Below are 22968 nucleotides of genomic sequence, written 5' to 3'. Positions count from 1 at the left end.
CCGTCAGTGACGGGTCTGCCAGAACTCTTGCGCCAGCGAGCGCAAGCTCGCCGCCAGGTCAGCCACATCGCCAGAATTGCGATGACTTTGCTGCCCGGCACGCACGGTGACATCCCCGGCACTGCGAATACTGGCGATGTTGCGATTGATGTCTTCACTGACCACGCTTTGCTCTTCCACCGCTGAGGCGATTTGCAGGCTCATTTCGGTGATTTTTTTCACTTGCTGGCTGATTTCACCCAGCGCGCTGCTCGCCAGCTGCGTTTGGCTGACGCTGTTTTCAGCATGCTGGCTGCTTTGCTGCATCACCTGCACCGCGGCCCGCGCGCCGTCTTGCAGGGTGTGGATCATCTGTTGAATTTCGTTGGTGGACTGCTGAGTGCGTTGCGCCAGCCCCCGCACTTCATCGGCAACCACGGCAAAGCCACGCCCTTGATCGCCCGCCCGAGCCGCCTCGATGGCGGCATTCAGGGCCAGCAGGTTGGTTTGCTCGGCAATGCTGCGGATCACTTCCAGCACCGATGAAATATCGCTGCTGTGCCCTTCCAGGTGATGAATCACATCAGTTGCCCGCGCCAATTCGGTGGCCAGATGCTGCACCGAACTGCGACTGAGCATCACCAGTTCATGGCCCTCGCGGGTTTCATTTTCGACCCGGTCGGCCGCTTGCGAAGCTTGCTGGGCATTGCTCGCCACTTGCGCCACGCTGGTGCTCATTTCATGGATGGCCGTGGCCACCTGATCGGTTTCGAGTTGCTGGTGCAAGGTGCTGGCGTGGCTGCTCTCCAAGTGTTGCACCAGCTCACTGGCATGCCCGGCCAAACGCTGTGAAGCATCGCCGATGCGCCCGACCACCGCGCCGGTCTGAGCCTGGAGCATGTGCAGGGCGAATTCGATCTGACCGATCTCGTCACGCCGCCCGGTGTAAATATGCTGGCTCAATGGGTTGTGCCCCACGTCTTGCGCGCGGCGCGTCAAGGCATTCAGCGGGCGCAGCAGCCAGGCAATCGCAGCCGAACTCAACAGGCTGCCCAATAACCAGATCATCACCCCGGCCGGCCAGTCGATGTGCGGCAGCAAGGCTGTGCCAACGGCTGTCGCAGCAGCAAATACGGCACTCACAAACAGCGCCAGCTTGCACACCAACCCCGCGCCCGCCAAACGCTGCCACAACGACGCGCGCCCTGAACGCAGTTGCGCGTAGGCCGCCTCGGCCTTGTCCACCCGCTCAGGCGTTGGACGGGTGCGTACCGATTGATACTCGACAATTTCACCGTTTTTCATCACCGGTGTGACGTAGGCGCTGACCCAATAGTGGTCGCCATTTTTGCAGCGGTTTTTCACCATCCCCATCCACGAATGCCCGGCCTTGAGCGTTTGCCACATATGGCTGAACGCCGCTGACGGCATGTCGGGGTGACGCAGCAGGTTATGCGGGTTGCCCAGCAGTTCGCTCAACGAATAGCCGCTGACCTTGATGAAGTCGGGGTTGGCGTAGGTGATGGCACTGTTCAGGTCAGTGGTGGAAAGAATATTGGCGTCGGGTGCGAAATCAACGGCTCGGCCGGTAATCGGTAGATTGATTTTCATGACAGCGCGCTCGGGTTATGAGGAGGAAGAGTCGGCAGGGCCGTCGACTCTAAGCCTCCCCATTAACCAAACACTGATCTAGCGCATATCAAATGAGATTAATTCAGCCCAAACAAACAATAGTGGCATTGCGCCACTTTTCGAGGCATTAAATCAGCGTTTACCCATCGAGCGACGCGTGCCAGCAGGGGCTGCGCCTGGGGTTTTGCGGTGGCCGTGGCCTTCGCCCTTTTTGTAATGGGTCTGCCCTTCGGTGTTGGCCTTGGCTTTGGCAAACTCAGAAGGCTTGAACGGGAAGCTGAACGCTGGAATCACCGGCTTTTGCGGGGTGTTCACAGCGGCTTCGTGTTCAGCCTGTTCAGCGCTCACGGCATCGGGAGCAGTCGGTTGTGTAGGAGTAGTCATGAAAGCTCCGGATTACGGGTCAGGATCAGGCCAGTTGGCGCAAGACGGCGCAGTATACCTGCCCGATCTACCCCGCGGAGCACTCACCGGTAGGAAATAGTCAATACGCCTCTTTTGCCGCCAGACGGGTCGGCACTGGTTTTCAGCGCTTCAAAGGAGGTGTCAATCAGCGGCTCGCTGCCACGGGAACCCGGCAAGGCCATGTTCACGGCAATGACCACGCCGGGGGCCACGGCGATCAGTTTTGTTGCCTGCCCGAAATTCACGGCATTGGCCGGCATTATTTCGTAAGACGGCTCAGTAATTGCACCGCGAAAGTGAATCACGCCGCCACTCGTCATCGATTGCGCGTTCACCTCATTAGAGAACAGAGAAATCGTGAAAGCCGCAAAACCCAGCGCCCAGCTCTTCATAGTGCCCACCCCGCTCAACGGAAACGCTTCAGCCTTTCCTCTAAAGGCTATCGACGCAGGCCCAGTTTTCTTGACGCCGTTGACACTATTTTTACCCGCCTGTCCGTAATGTCAGTTTGCTGTCACCTTGCTGACCGGGTTGAAACGCTATAACCCTCACATCCCTTTTCCACGCACACGGCGTCTTTACGGCATGCGCATTCAAGCTAAAAAAATAGTAGTGGGCACGTTGGTTGTAGTCCTGATAGGCGCCGCTATATGGCAGTTCAAACGCCCCGCCGCGAATAAACCTGTCGCGGGCACGGCGGTCCCGGTACGCGTCATTCAAGTGGTGCAACACGATGTGCCGCGCTATGTCAGCGGGATCGGCGCCGTGTTGTCGCTGCACAGTGTGATGATTCGCCCGCAGATCGACGGCATCCTCACTCAGTTGCTGGTCAAGGAAGGTCAGACCGTCAAGGCCGGTGATCTGCTGGCGACTCTGGATGATCGCTCGATCAAAGCCAGCCTCGATCAGGCCAAAGCGCAACTGGGGCAAAGTCAGGCGCAGTTGCAAGTCGCACTGATCGATCTCAAGCGTTACCAGTTGCTCAGCGTCGACAACGGTGTCTCCAAGCAAACACTCGATCAACAGCAAGCGCTGGTTAATCAACTAAAAGCGACCGCGCAGGGCAATCAGGCGGCCATTGACGCCGCCCAGGTGCAGTTGTCATACACGCAGATTCACTCCCCGGTGACGGGCCGCGTGGGGATTCGCGCGGTCGATCCGGGTAATTTCCTGCGGGTCAGCGATACCCAAGGGCTGTTTTCCGTGACCCAGCTCGACCCGATTGCCGTTGAGTTTTCACTGCCTCAGCAATGGTTGCCAACCCTGCACGAATTGCTCGACGCCAAAGACCCGGCGCGGGTCAAAGCCTTTTTGGGTGACGCCGATCACAGCGCCACGCCGCTGGGCGAAGGCCGCTTGAGCCTGATTGATAACCAGGTGTCCGCCACCACCGGCACGATCAAGGTCAAAGCCCAGTTCGACAACCCCACACACACGCTGTGGCCGGGGCAACTGGTGAATGTCGAAATTCAGACCGGGCTCGATCAACGCGCGCTGGTCGTACCGCCGCAAGTGGTGCAGCGCGGGCTGGACAATCATTTCGTGTACCGAGTCAAAGGGGATACGGTCGAAACGGTGCCCGTGCAGGTGGTCTATCAGGACACCGAGCTGAGTATCGTCAGTGGCGTGAATGTGGGCGATACGTTGGTCAGCGATGGTCAATCGCGGCTTAAACCCGGCTCACGGATTGAAACCTTGAGCGAGCCAGATCTGGCTAACGCGGACAGCGTCAAACCGGTGCAACCATGACCCGTAGCCGTTCACTTTCAGCCTGGTGCGTTGACCATCCGGTTGCCACGATCCTGCTGACGTTTGCCCTGGTGTTGCTGGGGCTGATTGCCTTTCCGCGCTTGCCGGTCGCCCCGCTGCCCGAGGCCGAGTTCCCGACCATTCAGGTCTCGGCGCAACTGCCCGGCGCCAGCCCGGACACCATGGCGTCGTCGGTCGCAACGCCGCTGGAGGTGCAGTTCAGCGCCATTCCCGGCATGACGCAGATGACGTCCAGCAGTGCGCTGGGTTCGACCACGCTGACCCTGCAATTTACCCTCGATAAAAGCATCGATACCGCCGCGCAAGAAGTGCAGGCCGCGATCAACACCGCGTCCGGCAAACTGCCCAAGGACATGCCGACGCTGCCGACCTGGAAGAAGGTCAACCCGGCTGACAGCCCGGTGCTGATTCTGAGCATCAGTTCGTTGCAGATGCCCGGCACCGAACTCAGTGATTACGTCGAAACCTTGCTCGCCCGGCAAATCAGCCAGATCGACGGCGTGGGCCTGATCAACATCACCGGCCAGCAACGTCCGGCAATTCGGGTACAAGCCTCAGCCGACAAGCTGGCCGCCATCGGTTTGACCCTGGCCGACATTCGCCTGGCCCTGCAACAAACCAGCCTCAACCTAGCCAAGGGCGCGCTGTACGGGCCGTCGAGCATTTCCACGCTGTCGACCAACGACCAGTTGTTCAATGCCGAGGAGTACGGGCAGTTGATCGTCTCGTACAAGGACGGCGCGCCGGTGCAGCTACGCGATGTGGCGCGGGTGATCAACGGTTCCGAGAACGACTACGTGCAAGCCTGGTCCGGGCACCAGCCGGGGCTCAACCTGGTGATTTCACGCCAGCCGGGGGCCAACATCGTAGACACCGTGGACCGGATTCAAGCCGCCCTGCCCGGCTTGCAAGCCATGCTTCCAGCCTCGGTTGAGGTCACGGTGCTGAGCGATCGGACCAAAACCATTCGCGCCTCCTTGCATGAAGTGGAAATCACCCTGCTGATCGCGGTGCTGCTGGTGGTCGCAGTGATGGCGCTGTTCTTGCGCCAATGGTCGGCCACCTTGATTGTGTCGTCGGTACTCGGCGTGTCGCTAATCGCCAGTTTCGCCCTGATGTACGTGCTCGGGTTCAGTCTGAATAACCTGACGCTGGTGGCGATTGTGGTGGCCGTGGGGTTTGTGGTCGACGATGCGATTGTGGTGGTGGAGAACATCCATCGCCATCTCGAAGCCGGCGAAAGCATGCGCGATGCGGCGATCAAGGGCTCCAGCGAGATTGGCTTTACCGTGGTCTCGATCAGCTTCTCGCTGGTGGCGGCCTTTATCCCGCTGCTGTTTATGGGCGGCGTGGTCGGACGGCTGTTTAAAGAGTTCGCCCTGACGGCGACCTCGACCATCGTGATTTCGGTGTTGGTGTCGCTGACCCTCGCGCCCACCCTGGCCGCGCTGTTCATGCGCTCGCCCGTGCATCACGCCGACGCCAAACCCGGCTTTGGCGAGCGCTTGCTGGCGCTGTACGAAAAAGGCTTGAAGCGTGCCTTGGCCCACCAACGCCTGATGCTGGGGATCTTCGGCGTAACGCTGGCCATGGCCATTGCCGGCTATGTGCTGATCCCCAAGGGGTTCTTCCCGGTGCAAGACACCGGCTTTGTGCTGGGCACCACCGAGGCGGCCTCTGATATTTCATTCGCGGACATGACGCAAAAACACTTGGCGCTGGCCAAAATCGTCAGCGATGACCCGGCCGTGCAGGCCTTTTCGCACTCGGTGGGCGTCACCGGCAGCAACCAGACCATCGCCAACGGACGCTTCTGGATTGCCCTCAAGGACCGGGGGGATCGTGATGTGTCGGCCAGCGAATTTATCGACCGGATCCGCCCGCAACTGGCCAAGGTGCCGGGCATCGTGCTGTACCTGCGCGCGGGGCAAGACATCAACTTGAGCTCCGGGCCAAGCCGCAGCCAGTATCAGTACGTGCTCAAGAGTAACGACGGGCCGACGCTCACGACCTGGACCCAGCGCCTGACTGAAAAACTGCGCGCCAACCCGGCCTTCCGCGACCTGTCCAACGACTTGCAACTGGGCGGCAGCATCACCCACATCAACATCGATCGCAAAGCTGCGGCACGCTTTGGCCTGACCGCCACTGACGTCGACGAAGCGCTGTACGACGCCTTCGGTCAGCGCCAGATCAATGAGTTCCAGACCGAAATCAACCAGTACAACGTGATTCTCGAGGTCGACACCCAGCAGCGCGGCAAGGCCGAAAGCCTGAACTACTTCTACCTGCGCTCTCCGTTGACGGGCGAGATGGTGCCGCTGTCAGCCGTGGCCAAGGTCGATGCCCCCACCAGCGGCCCGTTGTCGATCAGCCATGACGGGATGTTTCCGGCCGCCAACCTGTCATTCAACCTGGCCCCCGGCGTGGCCTTGGGCGATGCGGTGCTGATGCTCAATCAGGCGAAGAATGAAATCGGCATGCCGAGCACCATCAGCGGCAACTTCCAGGGTGCCGCACAAGCCTTCCAAAGCTCGCTGGCCAGCCAGCCGTGGCTGATTCTGGCGGCGCTGGTGGCGGTGTACATCATTCTGGGGGTGCTGTACGAAAGCTTTGTGCACCCGCTGACGATCATCTCGACCTTGCCTTCGGCGGGTCTGGGGGCGCTGTTGATGCTGTGGATATGTGGCCAGGACTTCTCGATCATGGCCCTGATCGGGCTGGTGCTGCTGATAGGGATCGTCAAGAAAAATGGCATTCTGATGATCGACTTCGCGCTCGACGCCCAGCGCACCCGCGGCCTGAGCCCCGAAGAGGCGATTTATGAAGCCTGCCTTACGCGTTTCCGGCCGATCATCATGACCACCCTCGCCGCCTTGCTCGGCGCTCTGCCGCTGATGCTCGGCTACGGCACCGGCGCCGAACTGCGCCAGCCACTGGGGATTGCCGTGGTCGGCGGCTTGCTGGTGAGCCAGGCGCTGACGCTGTTTACCACGCCCGTCATATACTTGTGGCTCGAACGATTGTTCCATCGATCCCAACCTGCCCGTTCACTGGCGGCGGATCACTGAGGCGGGTTATGCGCGTTCTAATTATTGAAGATGAAGAAAAAACCGCCGACTACCTGCACCGCGGGCTGACGGAGCAAGGGTATACGGTGGATGTGGCCCGCGAAGGCGTCGAAGGTTTGCACCTGGCGCTCGAAAGCGATTACGCCGTCATTGTGCTCGACGTGATGCTGCCCGGCCTGGATGGCTTTGGTGTGCTGCGGGCCTTGCGCGCACGCAAGCAAACGCCGGTGATCATGCTGACCGCCCGCGAGCGGGTTGAAGACCGGATTCGAGGCTTGCGCGAAGGCGCCGACGATTATCTGGGCAAACCGTTTTCGTTTCTGGAACTGGTCGCCCGCCTGCAAGCCTTGACCCGTCGCAGTGGCGGTCATGAGCCGGTGCAAGTGACCGTCGATGACCTGTGGATAGATTTAATCAGCCGCAAAGCCAGTCGTGCCGGAAGTCGCCTGGACCTGACTGCCAAAGAGTTCGCATTGCTCAGCGTGCTGGCGCGGCGTCAGGGCGAGATTCTCTCGAAGACCTCGATTGCCGAGATGGTTTGGGACATCAATTTCGACAGCGACGCCAACGTGGTCGAAGTCGCCATCAAGCGCCTGCGCGCCAAGCTCGACGGGCCTTTCGAGCACAAGTTGCTGCACACCATTCGTGGCATGGGGTACGTGCTGGAACGGCGCAGTGTTTAAGCGGCCCAACGGCTTGAACTCCATCGCCCTGCGTCTGAGTGCGATGTTCACGCTGGTGGCCTTGCTGGTGTTTGTATTGATCGGCGGGGCGCTGTATCAGCAGGTCGACAAGGGCATCGGCCTGTTGCCCGAGGCCGAACTGGATGCGCGATTCAGCGTGCTGGAGTCGTCGATCAACCGCTTTGGCAACCCGGATCACTGGGCCAAGATCACGGCAAAGCTCACCTTGCTCAGCGAGGAAGACAAGCGCATCCGATTTTGGGCCGTGAGCGGTGATCCACACTACGAGTACGGCACGCCCGACGCGCAAATACGCGCGTTTGCCCAACGTCCGACAGGCGTTCGTGACCTGTATTTGCCCGGTGAGTCGGCCCCCTACAAGGTGCTGATCAATCAAATCCCGGCCAAGGAACAACGCCCGGCGCTGCGTTTTTTAATCGCCATCAACACCGAAACCTTTCGCCAGACTCAACACCATTTGCTGGTTGCCCTGATCAGCCTGGCGATCATTGGCGTGCTGCTGGCCTCCGTATTGGGTTATTGGGTGGCGCATATCGGCCTCAAGCCGTTGATCAAACTGTCGCATGAAGCACAAAAACTGGCGCCGCCGCGCTTGTCCGGGCGGCTCAAGTTGTCGCCGCTGGCGCCTGAACTTGAGCAACTGGTCAGCGCCTTCAATTCAACGCTGGACCGCGTTGAGCAGGCCTATACACGCCTTGAATCGTTCAATGCCGACGTGGCCCACGAACTGCGTTCACCGCTGACCAACCTGATCGGCCAGACCCAGGTGGCGCTGACCCGCGGGCGTTCGGCCGAGCATTATTTTGAAGTGCTGCAATCCAACCTCGAAGAGCTGGAGCGGCTGCGCAGCATCATCAACGACATGCTGTTTCTGGCCAGCGCCGATCAGGGCAGCAAGGCCAGCAAACTCACCCGCGCCTCACTGGCGGACGAAGTGGCAACCACGCTGGACTACCTGGAGTTCATTCTTGAAGACGCGCAGGTCGCGGTGCAGGTGAGCGGCGATGCCGAGGTCAACATCGAAACGGCCCATTTGCGCCGGGCGTTGATCAACTTGCTGAGCAATGCCGTGCAGCACACCGAGGCCGGGCAGCAGATTGAGGTGTTGATCGAGCACACCGGGAAACGGGCCAGCATCAGCATCAGCAACCCCGGGCAGCCGATCAGTGCAGAACATTTGCCGCGCTTGTTTGAGCGCTTCTACCGGGTAGATGCCGCCCGGCACAACAGCGGCGCCAATCACGGCCTAGGGCTGGCCATTGTCAAAGCCATTGCGCAGATGCATGGCGGGGATGTGTTTGTGCGCAGTGCTGACGGGCGCAATACGTTTGGGTTGTATTTGCCAGTCTGACGCACCTACAGGTTTACCCCCCCGCTTTGTTACTCAAAACGCAACAGTCCTTGTACGAATCGGCTCTGTTTCGGGTGCGGCAAGCGCTATAAATTAGCGCCTTCACACAGCACTTGCTCAGCAAGAAGGTCTTTGAAATGTCCACCAGTATGGGTATGGCTAGCGTTTTCGTTTTGTCGTCTTTGTTGTTGTCGCCCTTGGCCATGGCGGAAGAGTCGCCTGCGTTCGTCGCTCAAAATGCAGCCCGCGCAGCCACCTTTGAACAGCACCAAACGGAACTCGCAGCCAGCCATCAAAATGATGCCAAACACCAGCAAACGCAGGTTAAAGCCAGCGTGTCTAATGAATCAAAAGACAGCTGATTTCACGTGCAAAAACTTCCCGACCCAGTCAGTCTCAGGCTTCATATGTGACTGATTGTTTCAAAAGCCGCTATGCTAGCGGCTTTTTTTTGTTTTAAAAAAAGGCATTGCCACCGTGCTGGTGCCTTCAAATAAGAACTGAAGACTTAAAGAAAATAAAAACTGCCGCCACTATCAAGGAGCCTTCCAATGGTGAAGCACTCACTCAAAATCAGTCCTTTATTCATCGCATTAACTGCAACGATCCCGGCTTTTGCACACGCTGACGACGACACTTCCAAAGACGGTTTTATCGACGGTTCAAGCCTGAACCTGCACTTGCGCAACTACTACATGAACCACGACATCCACAGCTCGCATCTGGATGACAGCAAAGAGTGGGGCCAAGGCTTCATCGCCAAGTTCTCGTCAGGTTTCACGCCCGGCGTGGTCGGTTTTGGCCTGGATGCGTATGGCATGCTGGGCCTGAAGCTGGACGGCGGTGGCGGCACAGATGGCAGCAGCATCCTGCCGGTCGGCAGTGGCAACGGCAAAGCGCCCACCGATTTTTCGTCTGGCGGTGCCGCGTTTAAAATGCGTGCGTTTGATACCGAACTCAAAGCCGGTGACATTTTTCTAACCAACCCGGTGATTGCAGGCGGTGAAACCCGCATGCTGCCGCAGACCTTCCAGGGCATCAGCCTGACCAATCACAGCTTCGCTGGCTGGATGTTCGAAGGCGGCCAGGTCAGTTTTGACAAGCCTTACAACCAGAGCGGCATGAAGCGCCTGACCACCACCTACGGCGATTTGGGCGATCAGACCAGCAAACACCTGACGTGGGCAGGCGCGTCGTTCAGTGGTCTTCCCGAGATCACCAGCAACCTGTACGCTGCCCAACTCAAGGATGTCTGGAACCAGTACTACTACGATCTGGATTACACCCACACCCTGAGCGACAGCGTGACCCTGAACCCCGGCCTGCATTTCTATCACACGCAGGACAGCGGCAAGGCGCTTCTGGGTGACATCGACAACAACACCTTCAGCCTGCACATGGCGGTGGGGATTGACGGGCACAAAGTGACGGCGGTGTATCAGCGGGTCAACGGCAATACGCCGTTTGACTACATCAACCAGGGCGACAGCGTTTACCTCGACAACTCGCAGCAGTATTCGGATTTCAACGGCCCGAACGAGCGCTCCTGGAAACTGCAATACGAATATGACTTCGCCGGCCTCGGTATTCCCGGCCTGAGCAGCACCGCCTCGTACTCACGCGGCGAACTGGACCTGACCAAAGCCGACCCCAACAGCATCGGCTACAGCAACTGGTACAACCCGGACGGCAAAAACGCCCATCACTGGGAGCGTGATCTGGGGCTCAAGTATGTGGTTCAGGAAGGCAAGGCCAAAAACCTGGGTCTGACCCTGCGCTGGGCAACCAACCGGGGCAATGCGGTTTATCAAACAGTCGACCATGACGTCGATGAGTACCGCGTGATTATTGACTATCCTCTCGATGTGTTTTAAATCGTGACCATAAGGCCAGCTTTTTAGCTGGCCTTATGCCTATAGGGCTGTACCTTAGGGCGTATGCGATTTACAGCCGCGAGGGAAATGCCATTAAATATTCTTTGCGAACACCCATCATTACCCGAGGCATGTTGATCTGGGCGACCGCATGCTCGGTGCTTGTCATTCTCAGCATCGTCGGCTTTTTGCTGGTCCGCGAGTACCGTAATACCGAAGAAGAGGCCAAACGCTCAGCACTGAACATCGTGCAATTGATCAATCGCGATATTCGCAACACGTTCTCGATCTATGATTCGGCACTTAGCAGCCTGGTTGAACTGCTGCAAACCAAGGCCTTGTCCACACTCCCGGCGAACACCCAGCAGTCATTGCTCTTTGACAGGACCAATGAGACTCCGTCAAATGCCGGTTTCTTTGTGCTGGACGCTCAAGGCAAGCTGATTACCCGTTCTAAACCAGACGTGCGCGCTCCAGACAACGCCAGCCAACAGCCGTGGTTCGAGGCCCATTTGAGCCAGAACAGCACGGACCTGTACATCAGTCACCCTTACCTTGCCAACCCGGACACTCAGGATTGGGTCATTATTCTCAGCCGTAGAATTTCGGCGCCGGACGGTGCATTTGCAGGGGTAGCGGCCGGACAAATAAAGCTGGCCTATTTTCAAAGCCTGTTTCGGGGCCTCGACATTGGGCCGACGGGCAATATCAGCCTCCTCAGCACAGACGGCACACTCCTGACGCAATACCCGCCAATCACCAAAATCGCGATCGGCCAGGACCTCAGCCAAGCGCCAAACTTTATTCGGTTTTTAAACGAGCGCTATGGCAGTTTTATGGCCATGTCGGGGATTTACCACCATAAACGCCTGTTCAACTTTGCCCAGGTTCGCGACCTGCCCATCATCGTGGTGGTGGCCGTTTCGGCGTCGAGCATTTTCAACAACTGGCAGCACACCGCCATGCTGATCGGCAGCGCAACGCTGCTGTTGTGCCTCGGTTTGCTATGGCTGACCTGGCTGCTGCTTCGCGAACTGCATCTACGCCATTATGCAGAACGCGAACTCGCTGCACTGGCATCGACTGACCCCATGACCGGGCTGGCCAACCGTCGCACCCTGGACCGGACCCTTGATCTGGAATGGCGCAGAGCACAACGCACGGGCCACCCGGTTTCGCTGATCATGATCGATATAGATCACTTCAAAACGTTCAATGACAGCTACGGGCATCAAGCGGGTGATGAGGCGATACGCCAAGTGGCACAGGTCATTAAGGCGCACGTACGCCGACCGGCAGACCTGACCGCTCGCTACGGGGGTGAAGAGTTCGCACTGGTGCTGACTGAGACTGACGCGGCTGGCACACGGCAGCTATCCGAGAAGATTCGCCAGGCGGTTGAGCGCATGCCGCCGGTGATGCCGGGGCATCGAACACTGACTGTCAGCGTGGGCACCTGCACCCGTTATGCAAAACCGGGGGAGCATCAGGACACGCTGCTCAGCGCCGCCGATAAAGCGCTGTATCAGGCCAAGAAAGCCGGGCGAAACCGGGTGGTGAACATCAATGAAACGGGGTTGAATGCACTGAAGCCCAAGCCTGCCAGCTGATCCAGATCCCGCACGAGCCGAAATTCCGAGCACAAAAAAAAAGACCACCCGAGGGTGGCCTTCAAAAACTAGAGAAAGAAGTTTTACTTAAACTGCCGCAACTGGACGCATGTACGAGATCGGTGCAGTGCTGGCGTCTTCAAAGGTCACGACTTCCCACGCATCTTTCTGCTCAATCAGCTTGCGAAGCAGCTGGTTGTTCAGTGCATGGCCAGACTTGAAGCCCTTGAACTCACCAATCAGGCTATTGCCCAACAGGTAGAGATCGCCAATGGCGTCGAGGATTTTGTGCTTCACGAATTCGTCTTCGTAGCGAAGACCGTCTTCGTTCAGTACACCATCCGAATCGACTACGATCGCGTTTTCCACGCTGCCGCCGAGTGCGAGGTTGTGCTTGCGCAGGTACTCGATGTCACTCATGAAGCCAAAGGTACGCGCGCGGCTGACTTCTTTTACAAACGAAGTGCTTGAGAAATCCACGGTTGCACTTTGGGTGCGGTTACGGAAAACCGGGTGATCGAAATCGATCTCGAAGCTCACCTTGAAGCCTTCGAAAGGGACGAAAGTGGCGCGCTTGTCGCCATCTTCCACTGTCACTTCACGCAGGATACGGATGAACTTCTTCGGCGCGTCCTGTTCTTCCAGGCCGGCAGATTGAATCAGAAACACGAAAGGTCCGGCGCTACCGTCCATAATCGGGACTTCAGACGCGGAGAGTTCGACGTAGGCGTTATCGATCCCCAGGCCAGCCATGGCCGAGAGCAAGTGCTCTACCGTGTCTACTTTTACATCGCCGTTGACCAACGTGGTCGACATCGTTGTCTCGCCGACGTTTTCCGCGCGAGCAGGAATCTGCACAACAGGGTCAAGGTCTGCACGACAAAACACGATGCCGGTGTCCACAGGCGCAGGCTTGAGGGTCAGATAGACCTTCTCACCGGAGTGCAGGCCGACACCTGTGGCACGGATAATATTTTTCAGGGTGCGTTGTTTAATCATGGCATTGGCCGCTTCAGCGCAAATTGCGAACTGGTATCAACAAAGGCTGGCGATAATAGCAGACCGAGCCTTTGCTGAACACCAATCACCTTAATCCCCCTGATTGATTTCATTAATCAGCCTGACGACGCAGGAATGCCGGGATGTCCAGGTAGTCCAGATCATCTTGCGGATTCAGTTTGGCAGCCGCAGTTGCACCATGCTGAGCCTGATTACGCATCACGGTCGGGCGATCCAGATCACGGTAGTTAACCGCTGGCAGCTCTTGACGCTCTACACGGGTTTCTTGACGCGATGGAGCCGACTGGGCCGATTGAGCCGCGTACGACGCCTGAACGGTGTTGTCGATCACTTTGACCGGCTTCTCGATTTTCGCGCCCAGACCGGTAGCAACCACGGTCACGTGCAGTTCGTCGCGCATGTCCGGATCGATAACAGTACCGACCTTGACCATGGCGTGTTCCGACGCGAAGGCTTCGATGATGCTACCCACGTCGGAGTACTCACCCAGAGACAGGTCAGGACCGGCGGTGATGTTGACCAGGATGCCGCGAGCGCCTTCCAGGTTCACATCTTCGAGCAACGGGTTGCGAATCGCCGCTTCAGTCGCTTCACGTGCACGGTTCGGACCGCTGGCGCAGCCAGTGCCCATCATCGCCATGCCCATTTCGCTCATCACGGTGCGTACGTCAGCAAAGTCGACGTTGATCATGCCCGGACGCTTGATGATGTCGGAGATACCGCGAACGGCACCGGCCAGTACGTCATCGGCCTTGGCGAAAGCCGACAGCAGGCTGGCGTCTTTACCGAGGATAGTCAGCAGTTTTTCGTTCGGAATCGTGATCAACGAATCGACGCTTTCGGACAGCAGACGAATACCTTCGTCAGCGATCTGCATGCGCTTGCGACCTTCGAACGGGAACGGACGCGTCACCACCGCAACGGTGAGGATGCCCATTTCCTTGGCCACTTCGGCAATGATCGGCGCAGCACCGGTACCGGTACCTCCGCCCATGCCCGTGGTGATGAACACCATGTTGGTGCCCTGCAGCACTTCTGCGATGCGCTCGCGGTCTTCCAGAGCGGCCTGACGACCGACCTCAGGGTTTGCGCCGGCACCCAGGCCTTTGGTCACGCCAGTGCCCAATTGCAGGATGGTACGCGCGCCAATGCTTTTCAGCGCTTGCGCGTCAGTGTTGGCGCAGATGAATTCCACGCCTTCGATGTTGCTCTTAACCATGTGGTTAACAGCATTGCCACCGCCACCACCAACACCGATAACTTTAATTACCGGGCTTTGCGGGATGTTGTCTACGAGTTCGAACATGGTCCCTCTCCTTTCAGTTCTCTAGTTTTTCGCCTACTTCTACTGCTTTTGAATCTTTTACTGCTCAAGCTTTAAAAATTGCCCTGAACCCAACGTTTGAGGCGCTCGAACACAGGGGCTTTTTGTTCATCACTGCTGTAGTTGTCGCGGTTGCTGATACCCGATATGGAAATACCGTCTGACTGCTTTTGCAGCCCGTACAGCAACAAGCCCACAGCGGTGGAGTAAATCGGATTGCGCACAACGTCGGTCAAGCCTTTGAAGCTATGCGGCACGCCCAGACGAACCGGCATGTGGAAGATTTCCTCTGCCAGCTCGACTGCGCCTTCCATTTTCGAAGTACCGCCAGTCAGCACGATGCCGGCCGGGATCAGGTCTTCGTAGCCGCTGCGACGCAGCTCCGCCTGGATCAGGGTGAACAGCTCGTCGTAACGCGGCTCGACCACTTCGGCCAAGGCCTGGCGGGACAGCTCGCGCGGAGGACGATCGCCCACGCTCGGTACTTTGATGGTTTCACCCGCGCCAGCCAGTTTGGCCAGTGCGCAGGCGTAACGGATTTTGATTTCTTCGGCGTATTGGGTCGGTGTGCGCAACGCCATCGCGATGTCGTTGGTCACTTGATCTCCGGCAATCGGGATCACGGCCGTGTGACGAATCGCACCTTCGGTGAAGATCGCGATGTCGGTGGTGCCGCCACCGATGTCGACCAGGCACACGCCCAGTTCTTTTTCGTCGTCGGTCAGGACCGAGTACGCCGACGCCAGTTGCTCGAGGATGATGTCATCGACTTCGAGGCCACAGCGGCGTACGCACTTTTCAATGTTCTGAGCCGCATTGACCGCACAGGTGACCACGTGCACTTTGGCTTCCAGACGCACGCCCGACATGCCCAGAGGCTCGCGAACGCCCTCTTGGTTATCGATCACGTAGTCTTGCGCCAAGGTGTGCAATACGCGCTGGTCAGCCGGAATCGCAACCGCCTGGGCAGCGTCGAGAACGCGCTCAAGGTCGGCCGTGCTGACTTCACGGTCGCGGATCGCAACAATGCCGTGGGAGTTCAGGCTGCGGATGTGATTGCCCGCAACGCCAACGAACGCCGAGTGAATCCGGCAACCGGCCATCAGCTGCGCTTCTTCGATAGCGCGCTGGATCGATTGCACGGTGGACTCGATGTTCACCACCACGCCCTTCTTCAGGCCACGGGACGGATGCGTGCCAATACCGACTATTTCGATCGTGCCGTCTTCACCGACCTCGCCCACCAGCGCCACCACTTTGGAGGTGCCGATATCGAGACCGACGATCATTTTCCCGCTTTGCACGTTTGCCATGGGTCCTGCCTCTTCTTAATTCTTCGCGACAGCGGGTTGGGCTGCCGTGGGTGCCACAGGTTCCCGCCAGCCGACGGCCAATCCGTTGGCATAACGCAAATCAATGCGCGCTATGTTTGTAATCTGATCTTTGAGCGTCTTGTCATAGATGGCTATGAAACGACGCATTTTCTCTACCAAGTGATCGCGCCCCAACAGCAGCTCGATTCCAGGCCCTGCACTGCCAGCTCCGGTGGTCAGGAACCAGCTACCGCGCTCACGCAATTCCAGACGGGCAATCGAAAAGCCCATTGGACGCAGCATCTGGCTCAGCACCTGATACTGCTGCATCACTTGTTGTTGAGCCCGTTGTGGGCCAAACAGCTGCGGCAAATGTTCATAATTGGCCAGCTCACGCGGGGTGAACGCCTGGCCCTGGTTGTTCAGCAGCGCTTCATCGCCCCAACGCGCCACCGGCAGTTGCTCTTCAAGGCGAATCACCACTTGGTCCGGCCACACCCGACGGACTTCGGCGTGGGCAATCCATGGCATTTGTTCAAGCTCGGTGCGCATGCCTGCCAGATCGACCGTGAAGAAACTCGCGGCCATATACGGAGCAATACGCTGTTGCACGGCCTGCTGGCTGATGTAGGTCAAATCACCCTGCACATTGATGTTGGTGATCGGGCGGTCCGCATACGGCATCAGACGTTGTGCGCCTTCGTACGTACCGAACCCCAGCACCACCAGCAACACTGGCCAAAACAGCACTTTCAAAAAGCCAAAATTGGCTTTTGGCACACGCACCGACATCGGCTCTTTAGCCACCATTCGGCTGGCACCCCGTGGCACCGGCTTGCGGCCGGGTACGGGTTGCTGATGACGAAGCGATGCGCCTTGCATGGTCTTAACCTCGCGGCTCAACACTGGCCGCCAAAATCGACAGCACCAGTTGCTGGAAATCCAGACCGGCCGCCTTGGCCGCCATCGGCACCAGGCTGTGATCGGTCATGCCTGGCGCGGTGTTGACTTCGAGCAGCCAGAACTGGCCATCGGTGTCTTGCATCACGTCCAGACGGCCCCAACCGGCAATACCAATCGCCTCACAGGCTTTCGCCGTGAGCGCCATGAGTTCTTGTTCCTTGTCGCGATCAAGGCCGCACGGAATCCGATACTGGGTATCGTCAGACACGTACTTGGCGTCGTAGTCGTAGAACGTATGCGGAGTGCCCAGTGCGATAGGTGGCAGCACTTGGTCACGCAGGGTGGCGATGGTGAACTCCGGACCGTGGATCCATTGCTCAACCAACACTTGCGAGTCGTACTTACTGGCGTCAGTCCAGGCGACGATCAACTCGTCTGCGCTGTTCACTTTGGCCATACCGATACTTGAACCTTCATGGGCCGGTTTGACGATCAAAGGGAAGCTCAGTTCCTTCGCTGCTGAAATACAGTCGTCTTCGCTGCTCAGCACGGCGTGACGCGGGGTTGGAATCCCCAGGCTGTGCCACACCTGTTTGGTGCGCAGCTTGTCCATGGCCAGCGCCGACGCGAGGATGCCACTGCCGGTGTAAGGAATGCCCAGGCACTCCAGCAGGCCTTGCATGCTGCCGTCTTCGCCGCCACGGCCATGAAGAATAATGAAGGCTCGGTCAATTTTTTCGGAGGTGATGCGGCTGATGAAGTCATCGCCCACATCGATACCGAAGGCGTTGACGCCCGCGTCTTGCAAGGCCTTGAGTACGGCATTGCCCGACTTCAAAGACACTTCACGCTCGGCGCTTTTACCGCCGAACAATACCGCTACACGGCCGAAGTCGGCGGGAGCAATGGTCGAGAACAGATTGGCGTAGGCAGCAGTCATTTCAGCTTCCCCTCGTTGGCGGCGATCACTGCGCCGGCGAACAACGGACTCTTGATAAGTTGTGGCGCCAGGCGACCGATGTCGCCCGCCCCTTGGCACAACAGAATGTCGCCAGCGCGCAGCAGCGGCTTGACGATCGGCGCCAGCTCAACGCCGCGCTCAATGTAGATCGGGTCCAATTGGCCGCGCTGACGAATGCTGTGGCACAGCTGACGGCTGTCAGCACCCGGAATAGGCTCTTCGCCCGCCGGGTAGACTTCCATCAGCAACAGCACGTTGGCATCGGCCAGGACCTGCACAAAATCGTCGTACAGATCACGGGTGCGGCTGAAACGGTGCGGCTGGTAAACCATGACCAGACGACGATCCGGCCAGCCACCGCGTACCGCTTTGATCACGGCTGCGACTTCGGTCGGGTGATGACCGTAGTCATCAACCAGCATCACGCTGCCGCCTTCTACTGGCAGCTCGCCGTAGACCTGGAAGCGTCGGCCCACACCCTCAAAGCCCGACAGGCCCTGAACAATGGCTTCATCGCTGATGCCTTCATCCGAGGCAATGCAGATGGTCGCCAGGGCGTTCAGCACGTTGTGGTTGCCCGGCATGTTGACCGACACATCCAACGGCTCGCGGTCAGGGCGAAGCACGGTGAAGAAGGTTTGCATGCCCTGCTGGCGCACATTGATTGCGCGAACGTCAGCGCCTTCATTGAAGCCGTAGGTCACGGTCGGACGCTTGACCAGTGGCAGAATCTCGCGCACTACCGGATCGTCCAGGCACAGCACAGCCAAGCCGTAGAACGGCAGGTTGTGCAGGAACTCGACGAAGGTTTTCTTCAGTTTGTTGAAGTCACCTTCGTAAGTCGCCATGTGGTCGGCGTCGATGTTGGTGACCACTGCAACCATCGGCTGCAAGTGCAGGAAGCTGGCATCGCTTTCGTCGGCTTCGGCAATCAGGTAACGGCTGGTACCCAGTTGTGCATTGGTACCGGCTGCATTCAGGCGGCCACCGATCACGAATGTCGGGTCCAGACCACCGGCCGCGAAAACCGAAGCCAACAGGCTGGTGGTGGTGGTTTTACCGTGCGTACCGGCAACGGCGATGCCGTGGCGATAGCGCATCAGTTCCGCCAGCATCTCGGCCCGCGGGACGACCGGAATACGGCGTTCCAACGCATTGGCAACTTCCGGGTTGGACGTGTTCACAGCGCTCGACACGACCAGCACATCGGCATTGGCCGCGTTTTCGGCGCGGTGTCCAATAAAGATCTGCGCGCCGAACGATTCAAGGCGTTCGGTCACTGCCGATGCATTCAGGTCAGAACCCGACACCTGATAACCCAGGTTCAGCAGCACTTCAGCGATACCGCACATGCCCACACCACCGATACCGACGAAGTGAATACGACGGATGCGGCGCATTTCCGGTTGTGGCATGGCTTTCTGATTCTCAACCATTGGCCACCTCCAGGCAGATGTCTACGACGTTGCGGGTGGCATCGGGTTTAGCCAGGCGGCGAGCATTGGTCGCCATGCTGTTCAGTCGTTCCGGTTGCATCAATACCTCTGTCAGGCGTGCAGCCAGTTCGGCTGCGCCAGTTGTCGCTTGTGGCATCACGAAGGCCGCGCCTTCACGTGCCAAAAAGTCAGCATTACGGCTCTGATGGTCGTCAATCGCGTGGGGCAATGGCACCAGCAACGAAGGCAGACCGGCCGCAGCCAGTTCACTGACAGTCAGCGCGCCTGCGCGACAAACCACCAGGTCGGCCCAGCCATAGGCGTGGGCCATGTCTTTGATAAAAGGCTGTACGTCAGCCTCGACGCCGACGGCGGTGTAGCGCTCGGCGGTAATCTGATCGTGCTGCTTGCCTGCCTGATGAAACACTTCAGGGCGCACCTCGGCCGGCACTTTGGCCAGGGCTTCAGGCAGTAACTTGTTCAACGGCTCAGCCCCCAGGCTGCCGCCCAACACCAGCAGGCGCGCCTTGCGCCCTTCGAGTGCCGCGCGAGGCGCCAGGGTGAACAACTCGGGACGCACCGGATTGCCGGTGGTGCGAAGTGTGTCGGAGGCCGCAAAGGTCTGCGGGAAGGCTTCACACACGCGGCGGGTCATCGGGACCAGCAAGCGGTTAGCCGTCCCGGCCACCGCGTTTTGCTCGTGAATGATCACCGGCACGCCACAGGTTTTGGCTGCCAGGCCGCCAGGTCCGGTCACGTAGCCACCAAAGCCAAGCACACACACGGGCTTGAGCTGACGGATAATCTTGCGCGCCTGGAACAAGGCATTGAGCAGCACAAACGGTGCTTTGAGCAGCGACAGTTTGCTCTTGCCACGCAAGCCCGCGACGTTGATTCGGTGCAAGGTGAAACCCGCTGGCTCAACCAGTTCGTTCTCGATGCCACGCGGCGTGCCGAGCCAGTGCACGGTGTAGCCACGCGCTTCAAACTCACGCGCACAGGCCAGCGCAGGGAACACGTGTCCGCCGGTACCGCCCGCCATGATCAGCACATTAGCGCCCATGGTTCGGCTCCTCTGCGAAGTCGCTTTCTTTGAAATCGGTCTCTTCGCTGCCCAGGTGGGTGCGACTCTCCCACTCGATGCGCAGCAACAAACCCATACACACGCAGCAAATCACCAACGAACTGCCGCCATAACTGAGGAATGGCAAGGTCAGGCCTTTGGTCGGCAGCAAACCGACGTTTACCCCGATGTTGATCAAGAACTGGCCGATCCACAGGAACGACAAGCCGTACGCCATATAAGCCGCAAAATATTGCTTGGCACGCTCAGCCCACAGGCCGATGTACATGCCGCGTACGCAGACGAACACGAACAACGCCACAGTCAGCAGCGAGCCGACCACGCCCAGCTCTTCAGCCAACACCGAGAACACGAAGTCGGTGTGGGCTTCTGGCAGGTAGAACTGCTTTTGTACGCTGTTGCCCAAGCCCACCCCGAACCACTCGCCGCGACCAAACGCGATCAGTGCCTGGGTCAGTTGGTAGCCGGAGCCGAATTGATCGGACCACGGGTCGGTAAAGGTGATCAGACGCGCCATCCGGTAAGGCTGCGCTTGTACCAGCACAAACACCGCACCCACTGCCAAGGCGACCATCAGGGCGAAACGGAACAGACCAACACCGCCGAGGAACAACATGGCCGCCGCCGCGCCCATCATGACAACCGTGGCACCGAAGTCGGGCTCCATCAGCAACAGGCCAGCCATTGGCAGCAGCACAATGAACGGCTTGAAGAAGCCCATCCAGCTTTCGCGGACTTCCTTCTGTTGACGCACCAGGTAACCGGCGAGGTAAATCACCACGAATACCTTGGCGATTTCCGAAGGCTGCACGTTAAAGAAGCTGAAACCGATCCAGCGCATCGAGCCGTTAACCTCACGGCCAATGCCTGGCAGCAACACCATCACCAGCAAGCCAAACGCGCCGAGCAGCAACACCCAGCCCAAACGCTGCCAGGTGGCAATCGGCACCATCATGGTCATGATGCAAGCGCCCAGGCCGAGCACGATGTAAAACAGGTGGCGGATCATGTGATACAGCGTGTTGCCCGACTGCAAGGCGGCCACTTCGGACGAGGCCGAAGTGATCATCACCAGACCGAGGCCAAGCAACGCCAGGCAACCGGCCAGCAACGGGAAGTCGAGGTCAATGCCACGGCCCGTGATCAGCGGTGAAGGGTAAGGTTTCAGGAAGCCGAAGATCATGCCAAGGCCTCCACTGCGCGAGCAAACAGGTGGCCGCGCTCTTCGTAGTTCTTGAACATGTCGAAGCTCGCACACGCAGGCGACAGCAGCACCGCGTCACCGCTGTAGGCCAGCGAACGGCTGCGGGCAACCGCGTCGTCCAGCGAAGCCACTCGGATTTTAGGAACGGTATCGTCCAGAGCGGCGGCGATCAGCTCGGCATCACGGCCCATCAAGACCACGGCGCGACAATGCTTGGTCACCGAGTCGCGCAGACCGCTGAAATCAGCGCCTTTGCCGTCACCGCCAGCGATCAGGACCAGCTTGCCGTCCATGTCTGAACCCAAACCGTCAATAGCCGCCAGGGCTGCGCCGACGTTAGTGGCTTTGGAGTCGTTGTAGTAGCTCACGCCATCCAGTTCGCGTACCCACTGGCAGCGATGCTCAAGGCCGGTGAACGTGCGCAGACTCGACAGCATGGCGTCGAACGGCAAGCCCACCGCATGCCCCAGCGCCAGTGCAGCCAAGGCGTTGGCCTGGTTGTGGGCGCCACGGACTTTCAATTCGCGTACAGGCATCAGGTTCTGGAATTCGAAAGCGAGGTATTTTTCGCCGTGTTCTTCACGCAGACCGAATGCCTTGAAATCTGGCGCGCTGAGGCCGAAGGTCCAGCACGGTTGGCCTTCGCCCATCAGCGGACGGGTCAGGGCATCCTGACGGTTGACCACCACTTGCCGCGCCCCCCGGAAAATCCGGTGCTTGGCCAGGTGATACGCCGGCAGGCCGCTGTAGCGGTCCATGTGATCTTCACTGACGTTGAGCACGGTGGCAACTTCAGCGCCCAGGTGGTTGGTGGTTTCGAGCTGAAAGCTCGACAGTTCCATCACGTACAGTTCGATGTCATCGCTGAGCAGGTCCAAGGCAGGCGTACCGAGGTTGCCGCCGACCGCCACACGCTTGCCAGCGGCCACCGCCATTTCACCGACCAGCGTGGTCACGGTGCTTTTGGCGTTGGAACCACTGATTGCCACGATAGGCGCTTTCGCGTTACGCGCGAACAGGTCGATGTCACCCGACAGCTTCACGCCACGGGCAGCCGCCGCTTGCAGTGCCGGGGTCGCCAATGCCAGGCCGGGGCTCACGTAGAGCTCGTCGGCACGGCACAGAAACTCGACATCCAGCTCGCCACAACGCACGTCCACTTGCGGGTAGTCACGGCGCAGCGTGGCCAGCTCCGGTGGATTTTCCCGCGTGTCAGCCACCGCAAACGACACGCCCTGGCGCGCTAGAAAGCGAACCAGGGACATGCCGCTCTTGCCGAGGCCGACAACGATGCGGAAGTGGTCAGAAGCGATCAGAGACACAGGTT

19 protein-coding genes are annotated in these 22968 nt (G+C 58.9%); 7 read left to right on the top strand and 12 right to left on the bottom strand.

What is annotated here, in order from left to right; genetic code table 11:
* Window positions 1-3: 3 nt before the first annotated feature.
* The 3 genes from RHM56_RS02215 to RHM56_RS02205 form a co-directional block, all read right to left on the bottom strand.
* Window positions 4-1590: a PAS domain-containing methyl-accepting chemotaxis protein gene (locus RHM56_RS02215; protein WP_322238117.1), complete on the bottom strand. Its 1587-nt coding sequence runs from the start codon at window positions 1588-1590 to the stop codon at window positions 4-6.
* 153 nt (window positions 1591-1743) lie between these two features.
* Window positions 1744-1995 carry a hypothetical protein gene (locus RHM56_RS02210; protein WP_322238115.1) on the bottom strand — a complete coding sequence of 84 codons (252 nt, stop codon included), beginning with the start codon at window positions 1993-1995 and terminating at the stop codon, window positions 1744-1746.
* Between the two features lie 83 nt (window positions 1996-2078).
* A complete protein-coding gene (locus RHM56_RS02205) occupies window positions 2079-2408 on the bottom strand; it encodes a hypothetical protein (RefSeq protein WP_322238113.1) in 330 nt (109 codons plus the stop codon).
* 193 nt (window positions 2409-2601) lie between these two features.
* Between RHM56_RS02205 and RHM56_RS02200 the strand changes: the two genes are divergently transcribed.
* From RHM56_RS02200 to RHM56_RS02170, 7 genes are all read left to right on the top strand, one after another.
* Window positions 2602-3765, top strand: a complete 1164-nt coding sequence (locus RHM56_RS02200) for an efflux RND transporter periplasmic adaptor subunit (protein WP_322238111.1) — start codon at window positions 2602-2604, stop codon at window positions 3763-3765.
* Complete coding sequence (locus RHM56_RS02195; protein ID WP_322238109.1) at window positions 3762-6857, top strand: multidrug efflux RND transporter permease subunit; 3096 nt, start codon at window positions 3762-3764, stop codon at window positions 6855-6857. Before RHM56_RS02200 ends, RHM56_RS02195 begins: the two co-directional genes overlap by 4 nt.
* An 8-nt stretch (window positions 6858-6865) precedes the next feature.
* Window positions 6866-7540, top strand: a complete 675-nt coding sequence (locus RHM56_RS02190; RefSeq protein ID WP_322238107.1) for a heavy metal response regulator transcription factor — start codon at window positions 6866-6868, stop codon at window positions 7538-7540.
* A complete protein-coding gene (locus RHM56_RS02185) occupies window positions 7533-8912 on the top strand; it encodes a heavy metal sensor histidine kinase (protein ID WP_322238105.1) in 1380 nt (459 codons plus the stop codon). Before RHM56_RS02190 ends, RHM56_RS02185 begins: the two co-directional genes overlap by 8 nt.
* 137 nt (window positions 8913-9049) lie before the next feature.
* A complete protein-coding gene (locus RHM56_RS02180) occupies window positions 9050-9274 on the top strand; it encodes a hypothetical protein (RefSeq protein ID WP_322238103.1) in 225 nt (74 codons plus the stop codon).
* Between the two features lie 192 nt (window positions 9275-9466).
* The gene (locus RHM56_RS02175) at window positions 9467-10786 is read left to right on the top strand and encodes an OprD family porin (protein WP_322241678.1); all 1320 of its coding nucleotides are present in this window, start codon (window positions 9467-9469) and stop codon (window positions 10784-10786) included.
* Window positions 10787-10944: 158 nt separating this feature from the next.
* A complete protein-coding gene (locus tag RHM56_RS02170) occupies window positions 10945-12396 on the top strand; it encodes a sensor domain-containing diguanylate cyclase (RefSeq protein ID WP_322238101.1) in 1452 nt (483 codons plus the stop codon).
* Between the two features lie 87 nt (window positions 12397-12483).
* Here RHM56_RS02170 and lpxC read toward each other — a convergent pair whose 3' ends face one another.
* The 9 genes from lpxC to murD all read right to left on the bottom strand — a co-directional run bounded on the left by lpxC (window position 12484) and on the right by murD (window position 22963).
* Complete coding sequence (gene lpxC, locus RHM56_RS02165) at window positions 12484-13395, bottom strand: UDP-3-O-acyl-N-acetylglucosamine deacetylase (protein WP_019408608.1); 912 nt, start codon at window positions 13393-13395, stop codon at window positions 12484-12486.
* A gap of 112 nt (window positions 13396-13507) precedes the next feature.
* A complete protein-coding gene (gene ftsZ / locus RHM56_RS02160) occupies window positions 13508-14722 on the bottom strand; it encodes a cell division protein FtsZ (RefSeq protein ID WP_019408607.1) in 1215 nt (404 codons plus the stop codon).
* 71 nt (window positions 14723-14793) lie between these two features.
* Window positions 14794-16053, bottom strand: a complete 1260-nt coding sequence (gene ftsA, locus RHM56_RS02155; protein ID WP_019408606.1) for a cell division protein FtsA — start codon at window positions 16051-16053, stop codon at window positions 14794-14796.
* A 15-nt stretch (window positions 16054-16068) separates the two neighbouring features.
* On the bottom strand, window positions 16069-16935 hold the full coding sequence (locus RHM56_RS02150) for a cell division protein FtsQ/DivIB (protein ID WP_322238098.1): 867 nt from the start codon (window positions 16933-16935) through the stop codon (window positions 16069-16071).
* A 4-nt stretch (window positions 16936-16939) separates the two neighbouring features.
* Window positions 16940-17896, bottom strand: a complete 957-nt coding sequence (locus RHM56_RS02145) for a D-alanine--D-alanine ligase (protein WP_322238096.1) — start codon at window positions 17894-17896, stop codon at window positions 16940-16942.
* Complete coding sequence (murC, locus tag RHM56_RS02140) at window positions 17893-19353, bottom strand: UDP-N-acetylmuramate--L-alanine ligase (protein WP_322238094.1); 1461 nt, start codon at window positions 19351-19353, stop codon at window positions 17893-17895. Before murC ends, RHM56_RS02145 begins: the two co-directional genes overlap by 4 nt.
* Window positions 19346-20416, bottom strand: coding sequence for an undecaprenyldiphospho-muramoylpentapeptide beta-N-acetylglucosaminyltransferase (gene murG / locus RHM56_RS02135; RefSeq protein ID WP_322238092.1), 1071 nt, complete (start codon window positions 20414-20416; stop codon window positions 19346-19348). The genes murC and murG overlap by 8 nt, the downstream gene beginning before the upstream one ends.
* A complete protein-coding gene (gene ftsW, locus RHM56_RS02130; RefSeq protein ID WP_416194881.1) occupies window positions 20406-21620 on the bottom strand; it encodes a putative lipid II flippase FtsW in 1215 nt (404 codons plus the stop codon). The genes murG and ftsW overlap by 11 nt, the downstream gene beginning before the upstream one ends.
* A complete protein-coding gene (gene murD, locus RHM56_RS02125) occupies window positions 21617-22963 on the bottom strand; it encodes a UDP-N-acetylmuramoyl-L-alanine--D-glutamate ligase (protein WP_322238090.1) in 1347 nt (448 codons plus the stop codon). Before murD ends, ftsW begins: the two co-directional genes overlap by 4 nt.
* Window positions 22964-22968 lie beyond the last annotated feature (5 nt).

The organism is Pseudomonas sp. CCC3.1 (genome assembly GCF_034347405.1).
Classification (GTDB): Bacteria; Pseudomonadota; Gammaproteobacteria; order Pseudomonadales; family Pseudomonadaceae; genus Aquipseudomonas.
The sequence above is the reverse complement of the archived record's forward strand: the minus strand, read 5'-3'. Positions and strand labels throughout refer to the sequence as shown.